This is a genomic window from Herbidospora sp. RD11066, assembly GCF_054661255.1.
The window spans coordinates 21,240-37,071 of the sequence record NZ_BAAGDO010000018.1 but is presented as its reverse complement, the minus strand read 5'-3'; the positions used below and the strand labels follow the sequence as shown (position 1 = coordinate 37,071).

General features: G+C 69.7%; 14 protein-coding genes. 9 read left to right on the top strand and 5 right to left on the bottom strand.

Annotated elements, in window-relative coordinates; all coding sequences use genetic code 11:
- The first annotated feature begins 2 nt into the window (after positions 1-2).
- The 5 genes from ACYQ78_RS38750 to ACYQ78_RS38730 all read left to right on the top strand — a co-directional run bounded on the left by ACYQ78_RS38750 (position 3) and on the right by ACYQ78_RS38730 (position 6,341).
- Positions 3-1,886: an NAD(P)H-dependent oxidoreductase subunit E gene (locus ACYQ78_RS38750; RefSeq protein WP_459805987.1), complete on the top strand. Its 1,884-nt coding sequence runs from the start codon at positions 3-5 to the stop codon at positions 1,884-1,886.
- On the top strand, positions 1,883-2,749 hold the full coding sequence (locus ACYQ78_RS38745; protein ID WP_459805986.1) for a 2Fe-2S iron-sulfur cluster-binding protein: 867 nt from the start codon (positions 1,883-1,885) through the stop codon (positions 2,747-2,749). The genes ACYQ78_RS38750 and ACYQ78_RS38745 overlap by 4 nt, the downstream gene beginning before the upstream one ends.
- A 171-nt stretch (positions 2,750-2,920) precedes the next feature.
- A complete protein-coding gene (gene fdhD / locus ACYQ78_RS38740; RefSeq protein ID WP_459805985.1) occupies positions 2,921-3,751 on the top strand; it encodes a formate dehydrogenase accessory sulfurtransferase FdhD in 831 nt (276 codons plus the stop codon).
- A 211-nt stretch (positions 3,752-3,962) separates the two neighbouring features.
- On the top strand, positions 3,963-4,982 hold the full coding sequence (locus tag ACYQ78_RS38735) for a polysaccharide deacetylase family protein (protein ID WP_459805984.1): 1,020 nt from the start codon (positions 3,963-3,965) through the stop codon (positions 4,980-4,982).
- A gap of 69 nt (positions 4,983-5,051) precedes the next feature.
- Positions 5,052-6,341 carry a L,D-transpeptidase family protein gene (locus tag ACYQ78_RS38730; protein ID WP_459805983.1) on the top strand — a complete coding sequence of 430 codons (1,290 nt, stop codon included), beginning with the start codon at positions 5,052-5,054 and terminating at the stop codon, positions 6,339-6,341.
- Here the strand turns inward: ACYQ78_RS38730 and ACYQ78_RS38725 are convergent.
- Positions 6,338-6,619 carry a YiaA/YiaB family inner membrane protein gene (locus tag ACYQ78_RS38725; RefSeq protein ID WP_459805982.1) on the bottom strand — a complete coding sequence of 94 codons (282 nt, stop codon included), beginning with the start codon at positions 6,617-6,619 and terminating at the stop codon, positions 6,338-6,340. The two genes, ACYQ78_RS38730 and ACYQ78_RS38725, sit on opposite strands and share 4 nt — an antisense overlap.
- A gap of 69 nt (positions 6,620-6,688) precedes the next feature.
- Here ACYQ78_RS38725 and ACYQ78_RS38720 point away from each other — a divergent pair, with 69 nt between their 5' ends.
- Complete coding sequence (locus ACYQ78_RS38720; protein ID WP_459805981.1) at positions 6,689-7,024, top strand: MmcQ/YjbR family DNA-binding protein; 336 nt, start codon at positions 6,689-6,691, stop codon at positions 7,022-7,024.
- Between the two features lie 27 nt (positions 7,025-7,051).
- A complete protein-coding gene (locus tag ACYQ78_RS38715) occupies positions 7,052-7,453 on the top strand; it encodes a ClpX C4-type zinc finger protein (RefSeq protein WP_459805980.1) in 402 nt (133 codons plus the stop codon).
- Here the strand turns inward: ACYQ78_RS38715 and kynU are convergent.
- Positions 7,446-8,663, bottom strand: coding sequence for a kynureninase (gene kynU, locus ACYQ78_RS38710; RefSeq protein ID WP_459805979.1), 1,218 nt, complete (start codon positions 8,661-8,663; stop codon positions 7,446-7,448). The two genes, ACYQ78_RS38715 and kynU, sit on opposite strands and share 8 nt — an antisense overlap.
- A 323-nt stretch (positions 8,664-8,986) precedes the next feature.
- On the opposite strand from kynU, the gene ACYQ78_RS38705 reads away from it, so the two are divergent.
- Positions 8,987-9,373 (top strand): VanZ family protein, encoded by a 387-nt coding sequence (locus ACYQ78_RS38705; RefSeq protein ID WP_459805978.1) that lies wholly within the window; start codon positions 8,987-8,989, stop codon positions 9,371-9,373.
- 178 nt (positions 9,374-9,551) lie between these two features.
- Entirely contained in the window at positions 9,552-10,304 is a 753-nt protein-coding gene (locus ACYQ78_RS38700) for a GntR family transcriptional regulator (protein WP_061291274.1), read from the top strand.
- A 601-nt stretch (positions 10,305-10,905) separates the two neighbouring features.
- On the opposite strand, the gene ACYQ78_RS38695 is transcribed toward ACYQ78_RS38700, so the two are convergent.
- From ACYQ78_RS38695 to ACYQ78_RS38685, 3 genes are all read right to left on the bottom strand, one after another.
- Positions 10,906-11,958: a hypothetical protein gene (locus tag ACYQ78_RS38695; protein WP_459805977.1), complete on the bottom strand. Its 1,053-nt coding sequence runs from the start codon at positions 11,956-11,958 to the stop codon at positions 10,906-10,908.
- Positions 11,959-12,202: 244 nt separating this feature from the next.
- Positions 12,203-12,973, bottom strand: a complete 771-nt coding sequence (locus tag ACYQ78_RS38690) for an oxidoreductase (RefSeq protein WP_459805976.1) — start codon at positions 12,971-12,973, stop codon at positions 12,203-12,205.
- Positions 12,974-12,983: 10 nt separating this feature from the next.
- On the bottom strand, positions 12,984-15,689 hold the full coding sequence (locus tag ACYQ78_RS38685; RefSeq protein ID WP_459805975.1) for a helix-turn-helix transcriptional regulator: 2,706 nt from the start codon (positions 15,687-15,689) through the stop codon (positions 12,984-12,986).
- Positions 15,690-15,832: the final 143 nt, after the last annotated feature.

Below are 15,832 nucleotides of genomic sequence, written 5' to 3'. Positions count from 1 at the left end.
ACATGGATCTTCGGTTCCGCGACGCCGAACCGACCGCCGAGGAGCGCGCCGCAGTCGACGCGCTCCTCGGAGCGCCGTCGTCCGCATGGGACGGCGGCGACCGCACCGAGTTCGACCTGCGCTTCGCCACCCAGGCCCCCCGGGTGGCGCGTGACCGGCGCGACCTGCTGCTCCCCGCCCTCCACGCGGTCAACGACCGGGTGGGCTGGATCAGCGAGGGCGCGCTCGACTACATCTGCCGGCGCCTGACCATCCCGCCCGCCGAGGCCTACTCGGTGGCCACGTTCTACTCGCTCTTCTCGGTCAAGCCCCGCCAGCCGCGCATGCTCCACGTCTGCACCGACCTGGCCTGCGCGGCCGTGGGCGCCGAGGCGGTCCGTAAAGACGTCGAGGAGCGCTTCGGCCCGCCCGGCGTCTCGTGGCAGCCGAGCCCCTGCCTCGGTCTGTGCGAGCGGGCCCCGGCCGCTCTGGCTCTGGAGGCGGGCGATCCCCCGTCGGCGGCGGTCTACGCGCCCTGTTCGGCGGGTCAGGCGTGGCCCGACATCACCGAGGAGCCCCCGGTCGAGGCCGCAGTGCCCCAGACCGGGCTCTCCCCGGCCTCCGAGTCACCCGACGAGTCCCCGGCCGAGGCCGGTGACGGGCCCGGAGCGTCTCTGGTCCTGCTGAAGCGCATCGGGGTCGTCGATCCCCTGAGTCTCGACGACTACCGGGCCACCGGTGGCTACACCGGGCTGCGCCGGGCCTTCGAGCTCGGCCCCTCCGGCGTCATCCGCGAGGTCCTGGAGTCGGGTCTCGTCGGCCGGGGCGGCGCCGCCTTCCCCACGGGCCGCAAGTGGGAGGCGACGGCCCGCCAGCTCGACCGTCCCCACTATCTCGTCTGCAACGCCGACGAGAGCGAGCCGGGCACCTTCAAAGACCGGGTCGTCATGGAGGGCGACCCGTTCGCCCTGATCGAGGCCATGACCATCGCGGGCTACGCCAACGGCTGCGCCCTCGGCTACCTCTACATCCGGGGCGAATACCCCCGCGCGGTGCGGCGGCTCGAGAACGCCATCGAGGTCGCGAAGTCGCGCGGGCTGCTGGGCGACGACATCCTCGGCCAGGGGTTCTCGTTCGACATCGAGATCCGGCGGGGCGCCGGGGCCTACATCTGCGGCGAGGAGACCGCGATCTTCAACTCGATCGAGGGTTTCCGGGGCGAGCCCCGCACCAAGCCCCCGTTCCCGGTGGAGAAGGGCCTGTTCGGCAAGCCCACGGTCGTCAACAACGTCGAGACCCTGGTCAACGTGCCGCACATCCTCGAGATGGGCGCCGCCGCCTACGCCGCCGTCGGCACCTCCTCGTCGACGGGCACCAAGCTGTTCTGCGTGTCGGGCACGGTCGAGCGGCCGGGCATCTACGAGCTCCCGTTCGGCGCCACGCTGCGCGATCTGCTGGAGCTCGCCGGTGGCGCGACCGGTGAGCTGCGGGCGGTGCTGCTGGGCGGCGCGGCGGGGGCGTTCGTCCGGGCCGACGAGCTCGACATCCCGCTGACGTTCGAGGGCACCCGCGCCGCCGGGGCCACGCTCGGCTCGGGGGTCGTGCTGGTGCTCAACGACACGGTCGAGCTGCCGGGGGTGCTGCTGCGCATCGCCGAGTTCTTCCGCGACGAGTCGTGCGGCCAGTGCGTGCCCTGCCGGGTCGGCACGGTCCGCCAGGAGGAGGCCCTCCACCGGCTCTCCAAGCGGCGCGACGAGGGCGATCTGGTGCTGCTGCGCGAGGTCGGCCAGGCCATGCGCGACGCCTCGATCTGCGGCCTGGGCCAGACCGCCTGGAACGCCGTCGAGTCGGCCATCGACCGTCTCGGTGTCTTCGCCACCAAAGACACGGTTAAGGAGAGCTCATGAGCGTCCCCCTGCGTCCGCCCCGGCGGCTCATCGAGATCACCGTCGACGGCGAGGCGATGCGCGTCCCCGAGGGCGACACCCTGCTCGACGCCTGCGCGTCGGCCGGAAAAGACATCCCGACCCTCTGTTACGGCGACACCCTCAACCCGAAGAACGCCTGCCGGGTCTGCGTCGTCGAGGTCGAGGGCGCCCGCACCCTCGCCCCGGCGTGCTCCCGCAAGGCCGAGGCGGGCATGGTCGTGAAGACCGACTCCGACCGGGCAAAGCACAGCCGCAAGGTGGTCCTGGAGCTGCTCGGCTCCTCGGTCGACCTGTCGACCACACCGCGCGCGGCCGAGTGGATGGCCGAATACGGCGCCGACCCGGCCCGCTTCGGCGACGACGCCGCGACGGTGGCCGAGCCCGCGAAGGTCGACAACGACCTCTACGTACGCGACTACAGCAAGTGCATCCTCTGCTACAAGTGCGTCGACGCGTGCGGCGAGCAGTGGCAGAACTCCTTCGCCATCTCGGTGGCGGGGCGCGGCTTCGACGCCACGATCTCCACCGAGTTCGACGCCCCGCTGACCGACTCGGCCTGCGTGTTCTGCGGCAACTGCGTGGAGGTCTGCCCGACCGGCGCGCTGTCGTTCAAGAACGAGTTCGACATGCGCGCCGACGGCAGCTGGGACCAGGAGTCGCAGACCCAGACCACGACGATCTGCAGCTACTGCGGGGTCGGCTGCAACCTGACCCTCCACGTCCAGGACAACAAGATCGTCAAGGTCACCTCGCCCCACGACAACCCGGTGACCCACGGCAACCTGTGCATCAAGGGAAGGTTCGGTTTCCAGCACGTCCAGAACGTGGCCTCCGATGGCTGACCAGCCCCGGCGCGCTGTCCGGACACTGCGGATCGCGGCCGGTGGGGTGAGGCGGGCACCGGCACAGGCCGACCGCCGCTCGGCGCGGCCGATCCGGGTGCCCACGATGCCGTCCGGCCTTCCACGGGCCGGCCGTCCGGCCCGGATCTCCCTCGACCTGAGGCCCACGCCATGGGCAGGGTGACGGTTCAGCGGCGGATTCTGCGCCTGCGGGAGACCGGGCCGAGTCATCGGGTCGACTCGCTGGCCGCGGAAGAACCGCTGGAGATCCGGCTCAACGGCAAGCCGCTCACCATCACGATGCGGACCCCCGGCGACGACTTCGACCTCGCCGCCGGGTTCCTCGTCAGCGAGGGCGTGATCGGCAAGGCGGGCGACATCGAGGCGATCCGCTACTGCGCGGGCGCGCTGGAGAACGGCCAGAACACCTACAACGTGCTCGACGTGCGGCTCACGACGGGCGTGACCCTGCCGGTCACCTCGCTGGAGCGCAACTTCTACACGACCTCGTCGTGCGGGGTGTGCGGCAAGGCCTCGCTCGACGCCGTCCGGACGGTCGCCCGCTGGGACGTCGCCCCCGACGACGTCACGTTCTCCGAAGAGGTCATCGCCGAGCTGCCCGAACGCCTACGCACCGCCCAGAAGGTGTTCGACCGCACGGGCGGCCTGCACGCCGCCGGGCTGTTCACCCCGGCCGGTCAGGCCCTCTGCGTCAGAGAGGACGTCGGGCGGCACAACGCGGTCGACAAGCTCGTCGGATGGGCCCTGAGAGACCACCGGCTGCCCCTTCGGCAAACGGCGCTCATGGTGTCGGGCAGGGCCTCGTTCGAACTCGTCCAGAAGGCCGTCATGGCGGGCGTTCCGGTGCTGGCGGCGGTGTCCGCGCCGTCAAGCTTGGCGGTGGAGCTCGCCGCCGAATCCGGGTTGACCCTGCTCGGGTTCGTCCGTGGCCGGTCCATGAACGTCTACTCCGGAGAGGAGCGGATCACCACGTCATCGTGAGATCGCCGCCAGAGGTCAGGGGCATGGCCGGTGGCGTCTCGGCGATGGCGGACGGGATGCCGGCCGGTGACGCTTCGCCCCCTCACCGCCGGCATCCCGAATGCCACATTTCGCCCTGTACGCGAACTTTAAAATTTCTTAGCCCTCTTTGTCCTCACCAAAGGGGATCACTCTCCGTGTCAATGACGTGACGAACCGGAGGGGCTAACAGATGAGAGCCGCGGTAGCTGTCGGATTGATCGTGCTGGCCGGGTGTGTGGCATGTGGCGCCAACCAGGAGCAGAAGGCCGCGACGACGGTCGAGGTCAAACCGGCGGCGATCAAGCCCGTGAGCGCGGCCAACGCCAAGGCGGTCAAGGCCAACGAACTGGGCCAGATCCCGGTCCTGATGTATCACCGCATCATCGAGAACCCGGCCACCCAGGACGACCGCACACCCAAGCAGTTCCGCACCGAGCTCGACCGGCTGGCCAAGGAAGGCTACGTGCCGGTCACGGCGGCCGAATACGTGACAGGGAAGATCGACATCCCGGCCGGGAAGCACCCGGTCGTGCTGACCTTCGACGACTCGTCACCGTCGCAGGTCACCCTCGACGGGAGCGGCACGCCCGCGAAGGACACGGCGGCGGCGATCCTGCTGGAGGCGGGCGCGAAGCACCCGGGCTTCCGGCCCGTGGGCACCTTCTACGTGACCCGCGACATGTTCGGCAAGAGCAGCAAGGCCGAGCAGGCGCAGATCATCGCCTGGATGAAGCAGCGCGGCTTCGAGCTCGGCAACCACACGAAAGACCACACCAACCTGATGGGCAAGTCGAAGCAGATCGTGCTCGACGAGGTCACCGCGGGCCACAAGCTGATCACCGACCTCAACGGTGGCCCGGTCGTGACCCTCGCGCTCCCCTACGGCAACCAGCCGAAGACCAAGGAGTGGGCGCTCAAGGGCTCCGAGAAGGGAGTGAACTACAGCTACTCCGGCGTGTTCCTGGCGGGCTACATGCCGGCGCAGTCGCCGTTCAGCAGCGCGTTCGACCCGCTGGGCATCCCGCGGATCCGCTCGATGGACAAGAAGGGCGACTGCACGAAGTTCTGCTCGACCGGCTGGCTCGACTGGCTGAAGGACAACCCGGGCGAGCGCTACACCAGTGACGGCGACCCGCGCACGGTCGCGTTCCCGAAGTTCCAGGAGACGATGCTGGCACCGGGCGCGAAGACAAAGGCACTCGCCTACTAAAGGATCATCTTTCCGCCAAGATCGCCTAAGTCCGGTCTGTCCGGTGATCATCCTGGGAATTTCGCCCCCATGCGGACATATATGGTCGTCAGCCTCGGATTCGGGCTGGCGTTGATCACCGGATCGGCGGCCTTCGCCGACTCGGCGGATAGAGAACACGGCCGACACGCCGTGAAGGACCGGCACCACAAGCACGTACAGGAGAACAAGCAGCACGGGCGCCCGACCGTGCACCGTGACCACACCACACGGGACCGGCGCCCCACTGCGACGCGCACCCCGACGGCCGTGCACCAGCGAACGGCCACCACCGAAGCACGCCGGGCGGCCACGGTTCAAGCACGCCGAGCGGTCATCGCCCCGGCGCGCCCGGCGGTGAGCCGCGCGCGCACGATCAACGGCGGCGACCGCCGTAACGTCCATTTCCGGTACGCCGGCCCGCGCAACGACCGGCCGACCTCACATCACCGCCACGAGGAGTCGCATCCCGGCGGCCACGCCCGGCATCACGAGGACTCGCATCAGGGCCGCCAAGGCGCACACACGCGGCATCACGACGCCCGCGCCGAATATGCCGGAAATGCCCACCAAGGCAACGCCTCTCGTGGGAACGGCCACCACGGCAACACGCATCCGGGCAACACGCACTCTGGAAACGGCCACCACGGCGACGCGCACTCGGGGAACGGGAACACCCACCACGCCCAGCAGGCGAGCCACCACCGCCGCGAGCACCGCCGCCCCGAGGTCATGAAGTTCGGGGAGAAGAGCCACCAGATCCGGGCGATGAAGCAGCGGCTGCGGATGCTGGGCTTCGACTCCGGCCGGGACGACGGCCGCTACGGCGAGACCACGCGCTACGCCGTCTGGGCCTTCCAGAAGGTCAACGGCCTGCGCATGACCAACCGCATCGACCAGGACACCATGCGCGCGCTACGCCATCCGCGCCGGATCAAGCCGCTGGTCCGCCCCAAGCTCACCAACCGGGTGGAGATCGACGTCAGGCGCCAGCTGCTCACCATCTGGCGGGACGGCAGGGCCGATCTCACCACGCACATCTCGACCGGCGCCAACCGGTCGTACTGCGACAACGGCCACTGCGGGTTCGCCCGCACCCCCGCGGGCACCTTCTCGGCGGGGACGCGCGCTCCGGGCTGGACGACGAGCCCGCTCGGCACGATGTTCAACTCGATCTACTTCAACGGCGGCATCGCCATGCACGGATCCTCGGAGGTCCCGAAATATCCGGCCTCACACGGATGCATCCGGATTCCGATTCACACCTCGAAGATCGTCTACAACCTGGTCAAGACGGGCGAGCCGGTGCACGTCCTCGGCGCCCAAAGCAAGTATGTCTAGTTCTGATAGGGATCATGCTCGGCGAGGAGCCGGTCGAGTCTCGCCTGGTCGACCCGGGCCACCACGGCCGTCTCCTCCTGCCGGTCGCGGATCACCTTGGCCAGCGTGAACGACGCGGTCACCAGGTAGAAGACGCCGACGGCGAAGAACGACCGGATCCAGGGATCCACGGGCAGGTAGGCGACACCGAGGGTGAGGGCACCGAGCGCCAGGCCGAACGAGATGACGGACTGGGCGAAGTAGGCGGACGTGGTCTTGTTTGGCACGGGCTTGGTCATGGGGCAATCCTGGAGGCCCAGCAGAGGGCGAACCTGAGCCCACCAGCCTAAGTTACCGGTGAGTAGCACATGAGTAGAGCCGCCCTGCGCGAGTTCGCCCTCAGCCTGCCCGAGGCGTTCGAGGACTTCCCCTGGGAGGGCGACGCCGTCGTCAAGGTCAACAAGAAGATCTTCCTGTTCCTCGGCTCCCCCGAGCGGAGCACGAGCTTCGGGGTCAAGCTCGTCACCTCCCACGGCCACGCGCTGAGCGTGCCCGGCGCCGCCCCGAGCCGCTACGGCCTGGGCCGCGCGGGCTGGGTGACCGTGCCGTTCGAGACCGACCTGCCCGAGTTCGACGTCCTCCAGGACTGGGTCGAGGAGAGTTACCGGCTCGTCGCGCCGAAACGGCTCGGTAAGTTGCTCTGACCCAGATGACAACCTAAAGTTGTCGACATGGAGCCATCAGAGTTACTCGCCCGCGCACGCAAACGCGCGGCCAACCCCTCTGACCCGCTGGACACCCTGGCCGCAGCCAACGAGCTGAGCCAGGAGCTGACCCGCGACGCCGACGCCCTGATCGATCTGGCGGTCCGCGACGCCCGCGCCGCGGGCACCTCCTGGACGGCCATCGGTGACCGCCTCGGCGTGTCGAAGCAGGCCGCCCGTAAGCGCTTCACCCGCAACTTCACCCACCCGTTCACGGCCCGCAAGGTCCGGCGCGCGGCGGCCTGCTCGTTCTGCCGCAAGCCACCGAACCCACACCTGCACATGGTCTACGGCGAGGGTGGCCGGATCTGCGCCGAGTGCGTCGCGCTGGCCGCCGAGATCGTCGCGGACAAGGCGAAATCTAAGTGACCGTCACCCGGCGCTGAAACCGCTCGTCCCGCCAGATGCCCTTGCCGATGATCTCGGCGAGGGTGTCGGCGGCGTCGTACACATCGACGTAGCGCAGGTAGAGCGGGGTGAACCCGAACCGCATGATGTCGGGTGCGCGGAAGTCCCCGTGCACGCCGTGCTCGATCATGGCGCGCATGATCGGATAGCCGTTCTCGTGCCGGAAGCTGACCTGGCTGCCGCGTCCGACCGGGTCGCGCGGGGTGGCGAGTTCGAGGCCGAGGTGCTCGGTCAGCTCGATGAACAGCTCGGTCAGCGCGACGCTCTTGGCCCGCACCGAGCGGATGTCGACCTTCTGCCACAGGTCCAGCGAAGCGCCCAGCGCGGTCAGCGACAGGATCGGCGGGGTGCCCACGGCGAACCGGCGGATCCCGTCGGCGGGACGGTAGTCGGGCTCGAAGGCGAACGGCGCGGCGTGGCCGTGCCAGCCGCGCAGCACCGGCTCGGCCTCGGCCAGGTGAGCGGGCGCGCAGTAGAGATAGGCCGGCGCCCCGGGCCCGCCGTTCAGATATTTGTACGTGCACCCGACCGCGAAGTCGATCGAGCCCACCTCGACGGGCAGCGCCCCCGCGCTGTGGCACAGGTCCCAGACCGCGAGCGCCCCTGCGGCCTGCACGAGCGCCGTGTCGGCGGCCATGTCGCGCAGCGCGCCGGTCCGGTAGTCGACGTGCGACAGCAGGACCACCGCGACGTCGTCATCGAGGTTCTCGGCGAGCGAGGAGCCGGGACCGAAATCACGCACGTTCAGGTCGAAGCCCGCCGCGAGCCCCTGAACGGCGTACCGATCGGTCGGAAAGCCCTCCGACTCCACCACAACGGTCCGGCGGCCCGGACGCAGCCGGACGGCGGCCGACATCACTTTGAAGATCGAGACCGAGGTCGACTCCCCGCAGAGCACCGTGCCGGGGGCCGCGCCGATCAGCTGGGCGAGCCGGTCGCCGATCACCTCGGGGAGATTCCACCACCCGGCGGTGTTCCAGCTCTGGCCCAGGTCACGCCCCCACTCGGTGGTCACCGTGTGGGCGACGGCCTCGGCCGTGCGCCGCGGCAGCGCGCCGAGGGAGTTGCCGAGCATGTAGACCACGTTCTCCGGCAGGACGAACTCCGCACGGAAACCACGAAGCGGGTCGGCGGAGTCGAGTGCGGCGCAGCCGGCGCGGGTGATGCTCATGCGAGACATCATCTCCAGAAATATCCTGACTCGGCAGCCCAATGCGTCACCAATGGCTGGCTTCCCATTGGGCCACCTTCTGGTGACTGTTTACGGCTAAGTTCTTTGTCGCTTTAGGACCTGACCGCAAGTGCCATGGGCTGTCCGGAACAACGGGCCCGATGGATGCCAAAAAGGACACAGTCATGTTGCTGGCGTGGGCTCTATGGGGACATGTCGTCATCGCCACCCTCTTGACCATTCCCGTGGGATGGGGTGTCGCTCACCTGCTCACTCGGGCGCGGGAGCGTTCCAACCACCCGGAACCTGCGCGGACGGCGTACGTGGACGTCTTCATCGTGATCGGAACGGCGCCCTGGATCTGGATGATCCTCACTCCGGGTGACCCTTCGACTCCTGGCCGGGCGGTCGGTCTGGTCCCGTTTCACGATCTTGCACAGGTAGTGACCGGCCCGGCCTCGACGGCGTTCGTGCAGGTGGGAGGCAACCTTCTGGTGTTCGCCGCACTGGGGGCGCTTTTGCCCCTCAGGTCTCAAAAGTTGGCTCGTTTGAAGATCGTCGCAGCCGTCGCGGCGGCCGGATCTCTTACCGTCGAGTTACTTCAGTACGGCCTGGAGCTCCACCGTGTGTCGTCGGTCGATGACATCCTGCTCAACACGACGGGTGCGGTCCTGGCTGCGGCCATGACACAGCGTTGGTGGTCCGGGTGAATACCGGCTTGCACCGTTCCATGGTAACGGGCTGCACAAACCGCTGAAGATCGCCACAGGGGCACGATTCGCTCAAATTCGGCTCGGGACCAACCATTCTCGCTGTGCGATCGTGGACAAGACGGGGCAAGTTCTCTGGAGACGCTAACCCCCCGTTGGTGACAGAGGGTGATCAAACGTGACTGAGTCCCCGGTGCATCACGAGCCCCCCATCTACCGGCGTATCGCCGACCGGCTGCGCGCGCAGATCCTGTCCGGCGAACTCCGTGATGGGGAGCGGCTACCGGGCGAAAACGCCCTCATGACCGAGTACGGCATAGCGCGTGCGACCGCACGGCAGGCGCTGGCCGTCTTGATCAATGAGGGCCTGGCTGTTCCGCGGCGAGGTTCGGGGGTCTATGTGAGGCTTTTTCGACCCATCAGACGGCATGGGTCACGACGACTGTCCCGCGAACAGTGGGGGCAAGGACGTGCGATCTGGGATTCCGACACCCGAGGCAGGGCCTACACCGTCGACGAGGTCCACATCGAACGGTTGCCGGCGAGCGAGGACATCGGGCGCGTCCTCGACGCCGACGAGGTCTGGATCCGGCGAAGGCGCTACAACGTGGACGGCAGGCCCGTCCAACTGGCCGTCTCCCACTTCCCCGCCGACCTGGTGGAGGGGACCGCCATCACGCTGCCCGACACGGGCCCCGGCGGCGTCTACGCCCGCCTGGGCGACCTCGGCTACCTCCCGGCCCACTTCACCGAGGAACTGCGCGCACGGATGCCCCAGCCCCAGGAGGCCGAACTCCTCCATCTCCCCCCGGGCAACCCGATCATCGTGGTCGTGCGCACGGCGTACACATCGGGAGGCATACCGGTTGAGCTGAACGAGATGACACTCGACGCCGCGTCGTATGTACTCCAGTACGACTTCGATGCGTAGTTCAACTTGAAAAATCGGACGATAGGTGGACCTGTCCTCCCAGGATCTTGTCTTCTCTAGAGATGTCCCGCACCTTGAGAGGGAGACGTCAAGGAGATCGGGGTACACCCGGGGCGGCTCGGCGAGGGAAAGGTGGGCAGATGTCCTTTGACCGGCATCTTGCCGAGATAGCACGCGAGTATCCGGAATGGACTATCTGGCGGAGTGACGCGGGACGGTGGTGGGCTACCCGGCACCATCCGCTGACGTCCGCGCAACGGGACGTCGGCTGCGCGATGACCATCGACGCCGACGAGCCCGACGGGTTACGCCAGTTGTTACGCGACCAAGAGGAACGTGCCAACTCTGCGGAACCATGACCCACCGAAGCGCGGAAGCCTCCGACCCTATCGGGGGCGGAGGCTTCCGCTTTCTCATACACAGACCCCCGTGGGGGCGCTTTCCACTGGTGCCAGCCAAATAAAGGGCGCTCTCACGGGGCACCACACCGGCCGCCAACGTCGTCGGCCGGGGCTTCACGGCGGGTACGACCGGCAGCCGTCCCCGCTCCACGAACGGTGATGGGCCCGCCGCCACCCCATTGGCGGGCCCATCTCCTCCACTACGCGCCGCGGGCATCCATCGGAGGCAGCCCGCGTCGCAGATCCACCGGCGCGGCAGCGACGGCCGGATCACGATCGACGATCACGTGCTCGTCGTCGGAGTCATCCTCCGCGGCGGCCTGGTCCTGCACATCGGGTCCGGCGGCGGCCGGGGAAGGCGCGGCTGCCGGCCGCGCGGCCGGCGCCGGAACCTCCTCTTCCTCTTCCTGGACGCGTACGACCGGGATCTCCTCGTCGATCGAGGGAGCCGGCGGCAGCACCGACGCCTCGTCGATCAGCGCACCGGCGGCCTGCTCGCGGTGCAGCAGATCGCCCAGCACGGCGCCGATCTCGTTGAGGCGGCGCATCACCTCGGTGTGGGTGTCGGTCAGATAGACCACGCGCCGCCCGGTGTGCTCGTCAAGGAGTCCCGCACGCTGCTTGGCCGAAGTCAAGGTCTGGTCGGAGGCGGCGTTCGCCTCGGCGACCAGCCGTTCCGACTCCAGCGTCGCGGCGGTGACCCGCCGGTCGGCCTCGGCCCGCGCGTCCCGCACCGTCTCCTCGGCCTCGGCGTTGGCGGTGGCCACCTTCTCCTCGGCCTCGGCCCCGGCCTGCGCCAGCAGGCGCTCCGCCGACGAGGTGGCGTCGTGGATGCGCCGCTCGGCCTCCTCCTGCGCCGCCGCCCTGATCGAGTCGGCCTGCTCCCGCGCCGTGGTCACCACACGGTCGGCCTCGCTCGCCGCCATGTCGCGGGTCTGCGACGCCGCGCTCTCCGAGGCCTCCTTGTTGGCCCGCGCCTCTTCGTGGGCGAGCTTGAGGATCTGGCTGAGCCGCTCCCCCAGCTCGTCGGGGCTCTGCGGAGCCTCAGTCAGTTTCCGGCGGGCCTCGGCGAGCTCCAGCCGGCTCTGCTCGGCTTGGTCGATGGTACGTGCCAGACGCTCCTCAAGATCACGAATCTGGTTCCGGGTACGGATCATGTAGTCGTGCACCTGACGGCGGCTGTATCCACGCATGACGACTTCGAACGAGTCGTCGCTCATGAGGTCGGGGAAACTGTCAGTCTGGTTCGTCATGAAGAGCCTTGGGGGAGATGGCGGGAAGACGTATCAAGACACGACTTTCCTGCTATCAGGCCGCCGCCGCAACCCGAACCCTGTTATTTGGACACGCCGAGCGGAGACGGTCCAAGCTCGCGTCTTGGCTCGTCACCACGGTCCACGGCGGTCCCACGCCTGGCCCGAGCGGGACCGCGCGAACATCAAGGGACAATTGTGTGACATTCGGGCGCACAAGATCCATACCGGTGGATAGTGACCATCACAGCGTCTTGGTGAGGCCTCCGTCGATGACGAAATCGGTGCCCGTGACGTTTCCGGCCCGGTCGCTCGCCAGGAACACCACCAGGTCGGCCACCTCCTGCGGATGGGTGAACCGGCCGGTCTCGGCCTGGGCCGCGACGCTTTCGGCCACGCCGCCCGGGTCGGCCCCCTTGGCCTGGCCGACGGTGGCGGCCATGCCCTTCTCACCGAGCCACAGGTCGGTGGTGACCGGGCCGGGGCTGACGGTGTTCACCCGGATGCCGTGGGCGCCGACCTCCTTGGACAGGGCCTTGGAGAAGTTCGTCAGGGCGGCTTTGGCGGCGCTGTAGTCGATCACCAGCTGGTCGGGCAGGAAGGCGTTGACCGAGCTCACCGTCACGATGGAGCCGTGTCCGGCCTCGATCATCGAGGGCAGCGCGGCGCGGGTGGTGCGGATCGCGGCCATCAGGTTGAGGTTCAGCGATTGGAGCCACTGGTCGTCGGTGACGTCCAGGAAGCCGGTCAGGCGAGGTGTGACCGCGCCGACGTTATTGACCAGGATGTCGATGCGGCCGTGCGCGGCGGCGACGAGGTCGGCGGGGCCCGCCGGGGTGGACAGGTCGGCCTCGACCACCTCGACGCCGCTCAGTTCCGCCAGTTCGGGTGTGCGGTGCCGGGCGCCGGCGATCACACGTACACCCTCTTGGACGAGTGTCCGGGTGATGGCCAGGCCGATGCCCCTGCTCGCGCCGGTCACCACGGCGACCTGGTCTTTCAGGTTCAGATCCATGTCTTCCTGTCTACAGGCCCAGGGCGGCGGCCAGTGCCGAGCGCGAGGTGATCTCCAGTTTGGGGAAGATCCGGTAGAGGTGCGAACCGACGGTCCGGTGGGACATGAAGAGCTTCTCGCCGATCTCCCGGTTGGTCATGCCCTCGGCCGCCATCCGGGCGATCTGGAGCTCCTGGGCGGTGAGGACGTCGCGGGCGTCGCCGGTGGGGCGGCGGCCGCTCTCGCCGGAGGCGCGTAGTTCCTGCCAGGCCCGCTCGCTCCACGGGATGACGCCGAGCGCGTCGAAGGTCTCCCTGGCCGTGCGCAGCGGCGCCCGTGATTCGGCCGTGCGCCGCTGGCGGCGCAGCCACTCACCGTAGGCCAGCTGCACCCGCGCCCGGACGAAGGGCAGCCGCCGCAGGTCGGCGTCGAGCGCGGCGGTGAAGAGCGACTCGGCGGCGGTCTCGTCGGCCAGCACGGCCCTGGTGTAGCGCAGGTCGGCGTGCAGGGCGGGCGACGGGGTGAGGAGGGCCACCTCTTCCATCTCCGCCACGATCCCGGCGATCGCGGGGCCCTGGCCGCAGTGGGTCGCGGCGTCGGCGAGCTCGGCCACGCTGAAGCAGCGCAGGGCCGGGTGGAAGGCGGGGTCGGCGGGGTCGTGCACGCGGCGCAGGTGGTCGTACGCGTCGGAGTAGCGCCCCTCCCCGAGGGCGGCGAGCCCGCGCGCGTGCTGGACGGTGGCCAGCACCGGACGCGCCCCGATGGGCAGGGCCGCCTGCTCGGCCACCGAGGCGAGGCCCTCCATCCGGTCGGGGTTCCCCCGGAGCGCGGCCACCACGGCGCCCGAGGCGTGGGCCATGGCGTGCATCAGCGGCAGCGACGTCTCCTGGGCCAGCCTCGCGGCCTCCTCGGCGGCGGACATCGCCACGCCGAGATCGGCCAGCCGGGCGGCGCTCCACGCCTGCGCCCCGAGGTCGCGGCACAGGTGGCTGAGCCGGCCCTGCACGCGGAGCCGCGGCAGCGACAGGGCGCAGAAGTCCTCCGACAGGTCGAAGGCCCCCACCATCAGCGCCGAACTGCCGAGCAGCCGGGCCGCCCGCCAGCCCTCGGGCCGGTCGGCGGCCAGCCGCCGGAGCCGGTCGAGCACCACCCGGCCGCGCTCGATCGGGGCGGCGTACGCCAGGATCGACAGCAGCCACCCGTCGTCCTCGTCGGCGGGCAGGCGCTCGGCCGCGGCGACGACGAGGTCCCGCGTCCCGGCGTCGACGCCGGTCCAGAAGCACCGCAGGGACGCGCTCGACAGCAGCTTCAACGCCAGTTCGAGCTCGCCCTCCTTCGCCACGGCCTCGGCGAGGTCGACCAGGGAGCGCACCGCCGCGACGTCGTCGCGGACGTCCTCTTCGAAGCTCTCGCGGATCCACACGACTCGGGCGCGCTGCCGGAGCGACAGCGTCCAGGGCTCGGCCTCGGTCACCAGCCGGGAGGAGAGGTCGCGGCGGCCCGCCTCCGCTCCCCATTCGGCCGCGCGGACCAGGCGTTCGCGCCGGAGTTCGGGGTCCTCGCTGAGCCGGGCGGCGCGTTCGAGGCCCTCGACGCCCGACGGCAGGTCTCCCCGCAGCCGGGCGCGGCGGGCCGCCGTCTCCAGTTCGGCCGCCATCTCCTCGTCGGGACGGTTGGTCGAGGCCGCCAGGTGCCAGCGGCTGCGGTCGGGCTGACCGGCCAGGACGTCGGCAAGGGCGGCGTGCGCGGCGTGCCGCCGGGACCTGGGCACCTCCTGCTGGATCGCCGAGCGCATGAGCGGATGGCGGAACCAGACCACGGTCTCGTGGAGGTCGACCAGCCGGACGGCCACCGCGGGCGCGAGGTCGTCGGCCGTCACCTCGGTGCCGAGGAGCAGCGTGGTGGCGTCGAGCGCCTCGCACAGCGCGGTCGAGTCGTTGATCGCGACCACCAGCAGGAGGGTCCTGGTGGCGGCGGGCAGCCCCGACATGCGGGCGGTGAAGGTCTGTTCCAGCCGGGTCGTCAGCGGGAGCCGTCCGGGCTGTGGCCGCAGGGTCTCCACGGCGATCGGCAGTTCGACCAGGGCCAGCGGGTTGCCCGCCGCCTCCCGGAGCACTCGCGCGCGGGCCTCCGGTGTCAGGGTGGGGCTGCGGGCCTCCAGCAGGGCGGTGGCGGCGTCGTCGTCGAGCCGGTCGAGCACGAGCTCGGGCAGCCCCGCGGCCTCCAGCGGGCTCTGCGACCCGTCGCGGAGCGCGGCCACCAGCAGGATCGGCTCGGATTCCAGCCGCCGCGCGACGAAGGCGAGCACCTCGGCGCTCGGCCGGTCGAGCCAGTGGGCGTCTTCGACCAGCAGGAGCACGGGCGCCTCGCTCAGAAGGCTCAGCGTGCCCAGGGCGACGGGGAAGACGTCGGGCGTCGGGGCGTCGATCAGCCCGAACGCCGCTCCCAGGGCGTCGCGCTGCGGCGCGGGCAGCTCACCGAACCCGGCCCGGAGGGGCAGCAGCAGCCGGTGGAGACCGGCGAACGGCATGTGCGTCTCGGCCTGCGCCCCGGCCGTCCGCAGGATCCGCACGCCCCGCGCGGCGGCGGCCCCGGCCGTGTCGAGCAGCAGGGCCGACTTCCCGACCCCGGCGTCGCCTCGGACCAGGATCGCCGCGCCGCCTTCGCGGACACGGTCGACCAGATCGGCGAGACGTCCCCGCTCGAACTCACGGCCGAAAAGCGCGTCTTGCGACATACGTAACTATTTTCGTCTCGGGCCGGGGCCCTGTCCAACCGGCCGAACGCAGTCGGTGACGCAGTCACGTGACGCATGCCGCGCCCGGCCGCCGGTTCCTAGCTTAGGCCGCAGAAATCCCGTCTTCCTTCTTGGAGAACACC

Bases quoted from the DNA above. Each gene is read 5' to 3' on its own strand.
- ACYQ78_RS38750 (WP_459805987.1), top strand. From the start codon at position 3: ATGGATCTTCGGTTCCGCGACGCCGAACCGACCGCCGAGGAGCGCGCC.
- ACYQ78_RS38745 (WP_459805986.1), top strand. From the start codon at position 1,883: ATGAGCGTCCCCCTGCGTCCGCCCCGGCGGCTCATCGAGATCACCGTC.
- fdhD (WP_459805985.1), top strand. From the start codon at position 2,921: ATGGGCAGGGTGACGGTTCAGCGGCGGATTCTGCGCCTGCGGGAGACC.
- ACYQ78_RS38735 (WP_459805984.1), top strand. From the start codon at position 3,963: ATGAGAGCCGCGGTAGCTGTCGGATTGATCGTGCTGGCCGGGTGTGTG.
- ACYQ78_RS38730 (WP_459805983.1), top strand. From the start codon at position 5,052: ATGCGGACATATATGGTCGTCAGCCTCGGATTCGGGCTGGCGTTGATC.
- ACYQ78_RS38725 (WP_459805982.1), bottom strand. From the start codon at position 6,619: ATGACCAAGCCCGTGCCAAACAAGACCACGTCCGCCTACTTCGCCCAG.
- ACYQ78_RS38720 (WP_459805981.1), top strand. From the start codon at position 6,689: ATGAGTAGAGCCGCCCTGCGCGAGTTCGCCCTCAGCCTGCCCGAGGCG.
- ACYQ78_RS38715 (WP_459805980.1), top strand. From the start codon at position 7,052: ATGGAGCCATCAGAGTTACTCGCCCGCGCACGCAAACGCGCGGCCAAC.
- kynU (WP_459805979.1), bottom strand. From the start codon at position 8,663: ATGAGCATCACCCGCGCCGGCTGCGCCGCACTCGACTCCGCCGACCCG.
- ACYQ78_RS38695 (WP_459805977.1), bottom strand. From the start codon at position 11,958: ATGACGAACCAGACTGACAGTTTCCCCGACCTCATGAGCGACGACTCG.
- ACYQ78_RS38690 (WP_459805976.1), bottom strand. From the start codon at position 12,973: ATGGATCTGAACCTGAAAGACCAGGTCGCCGTGGTGACCGGCGCGAGC.
- ACYQ78_RS38685 (WP_459805975.1), bottom strand. From the start codon at position 15,689: ATGTCGCAAGACGCGCTTTTCGGCCGTGAGTTCGAGCGGGGACGTCTC.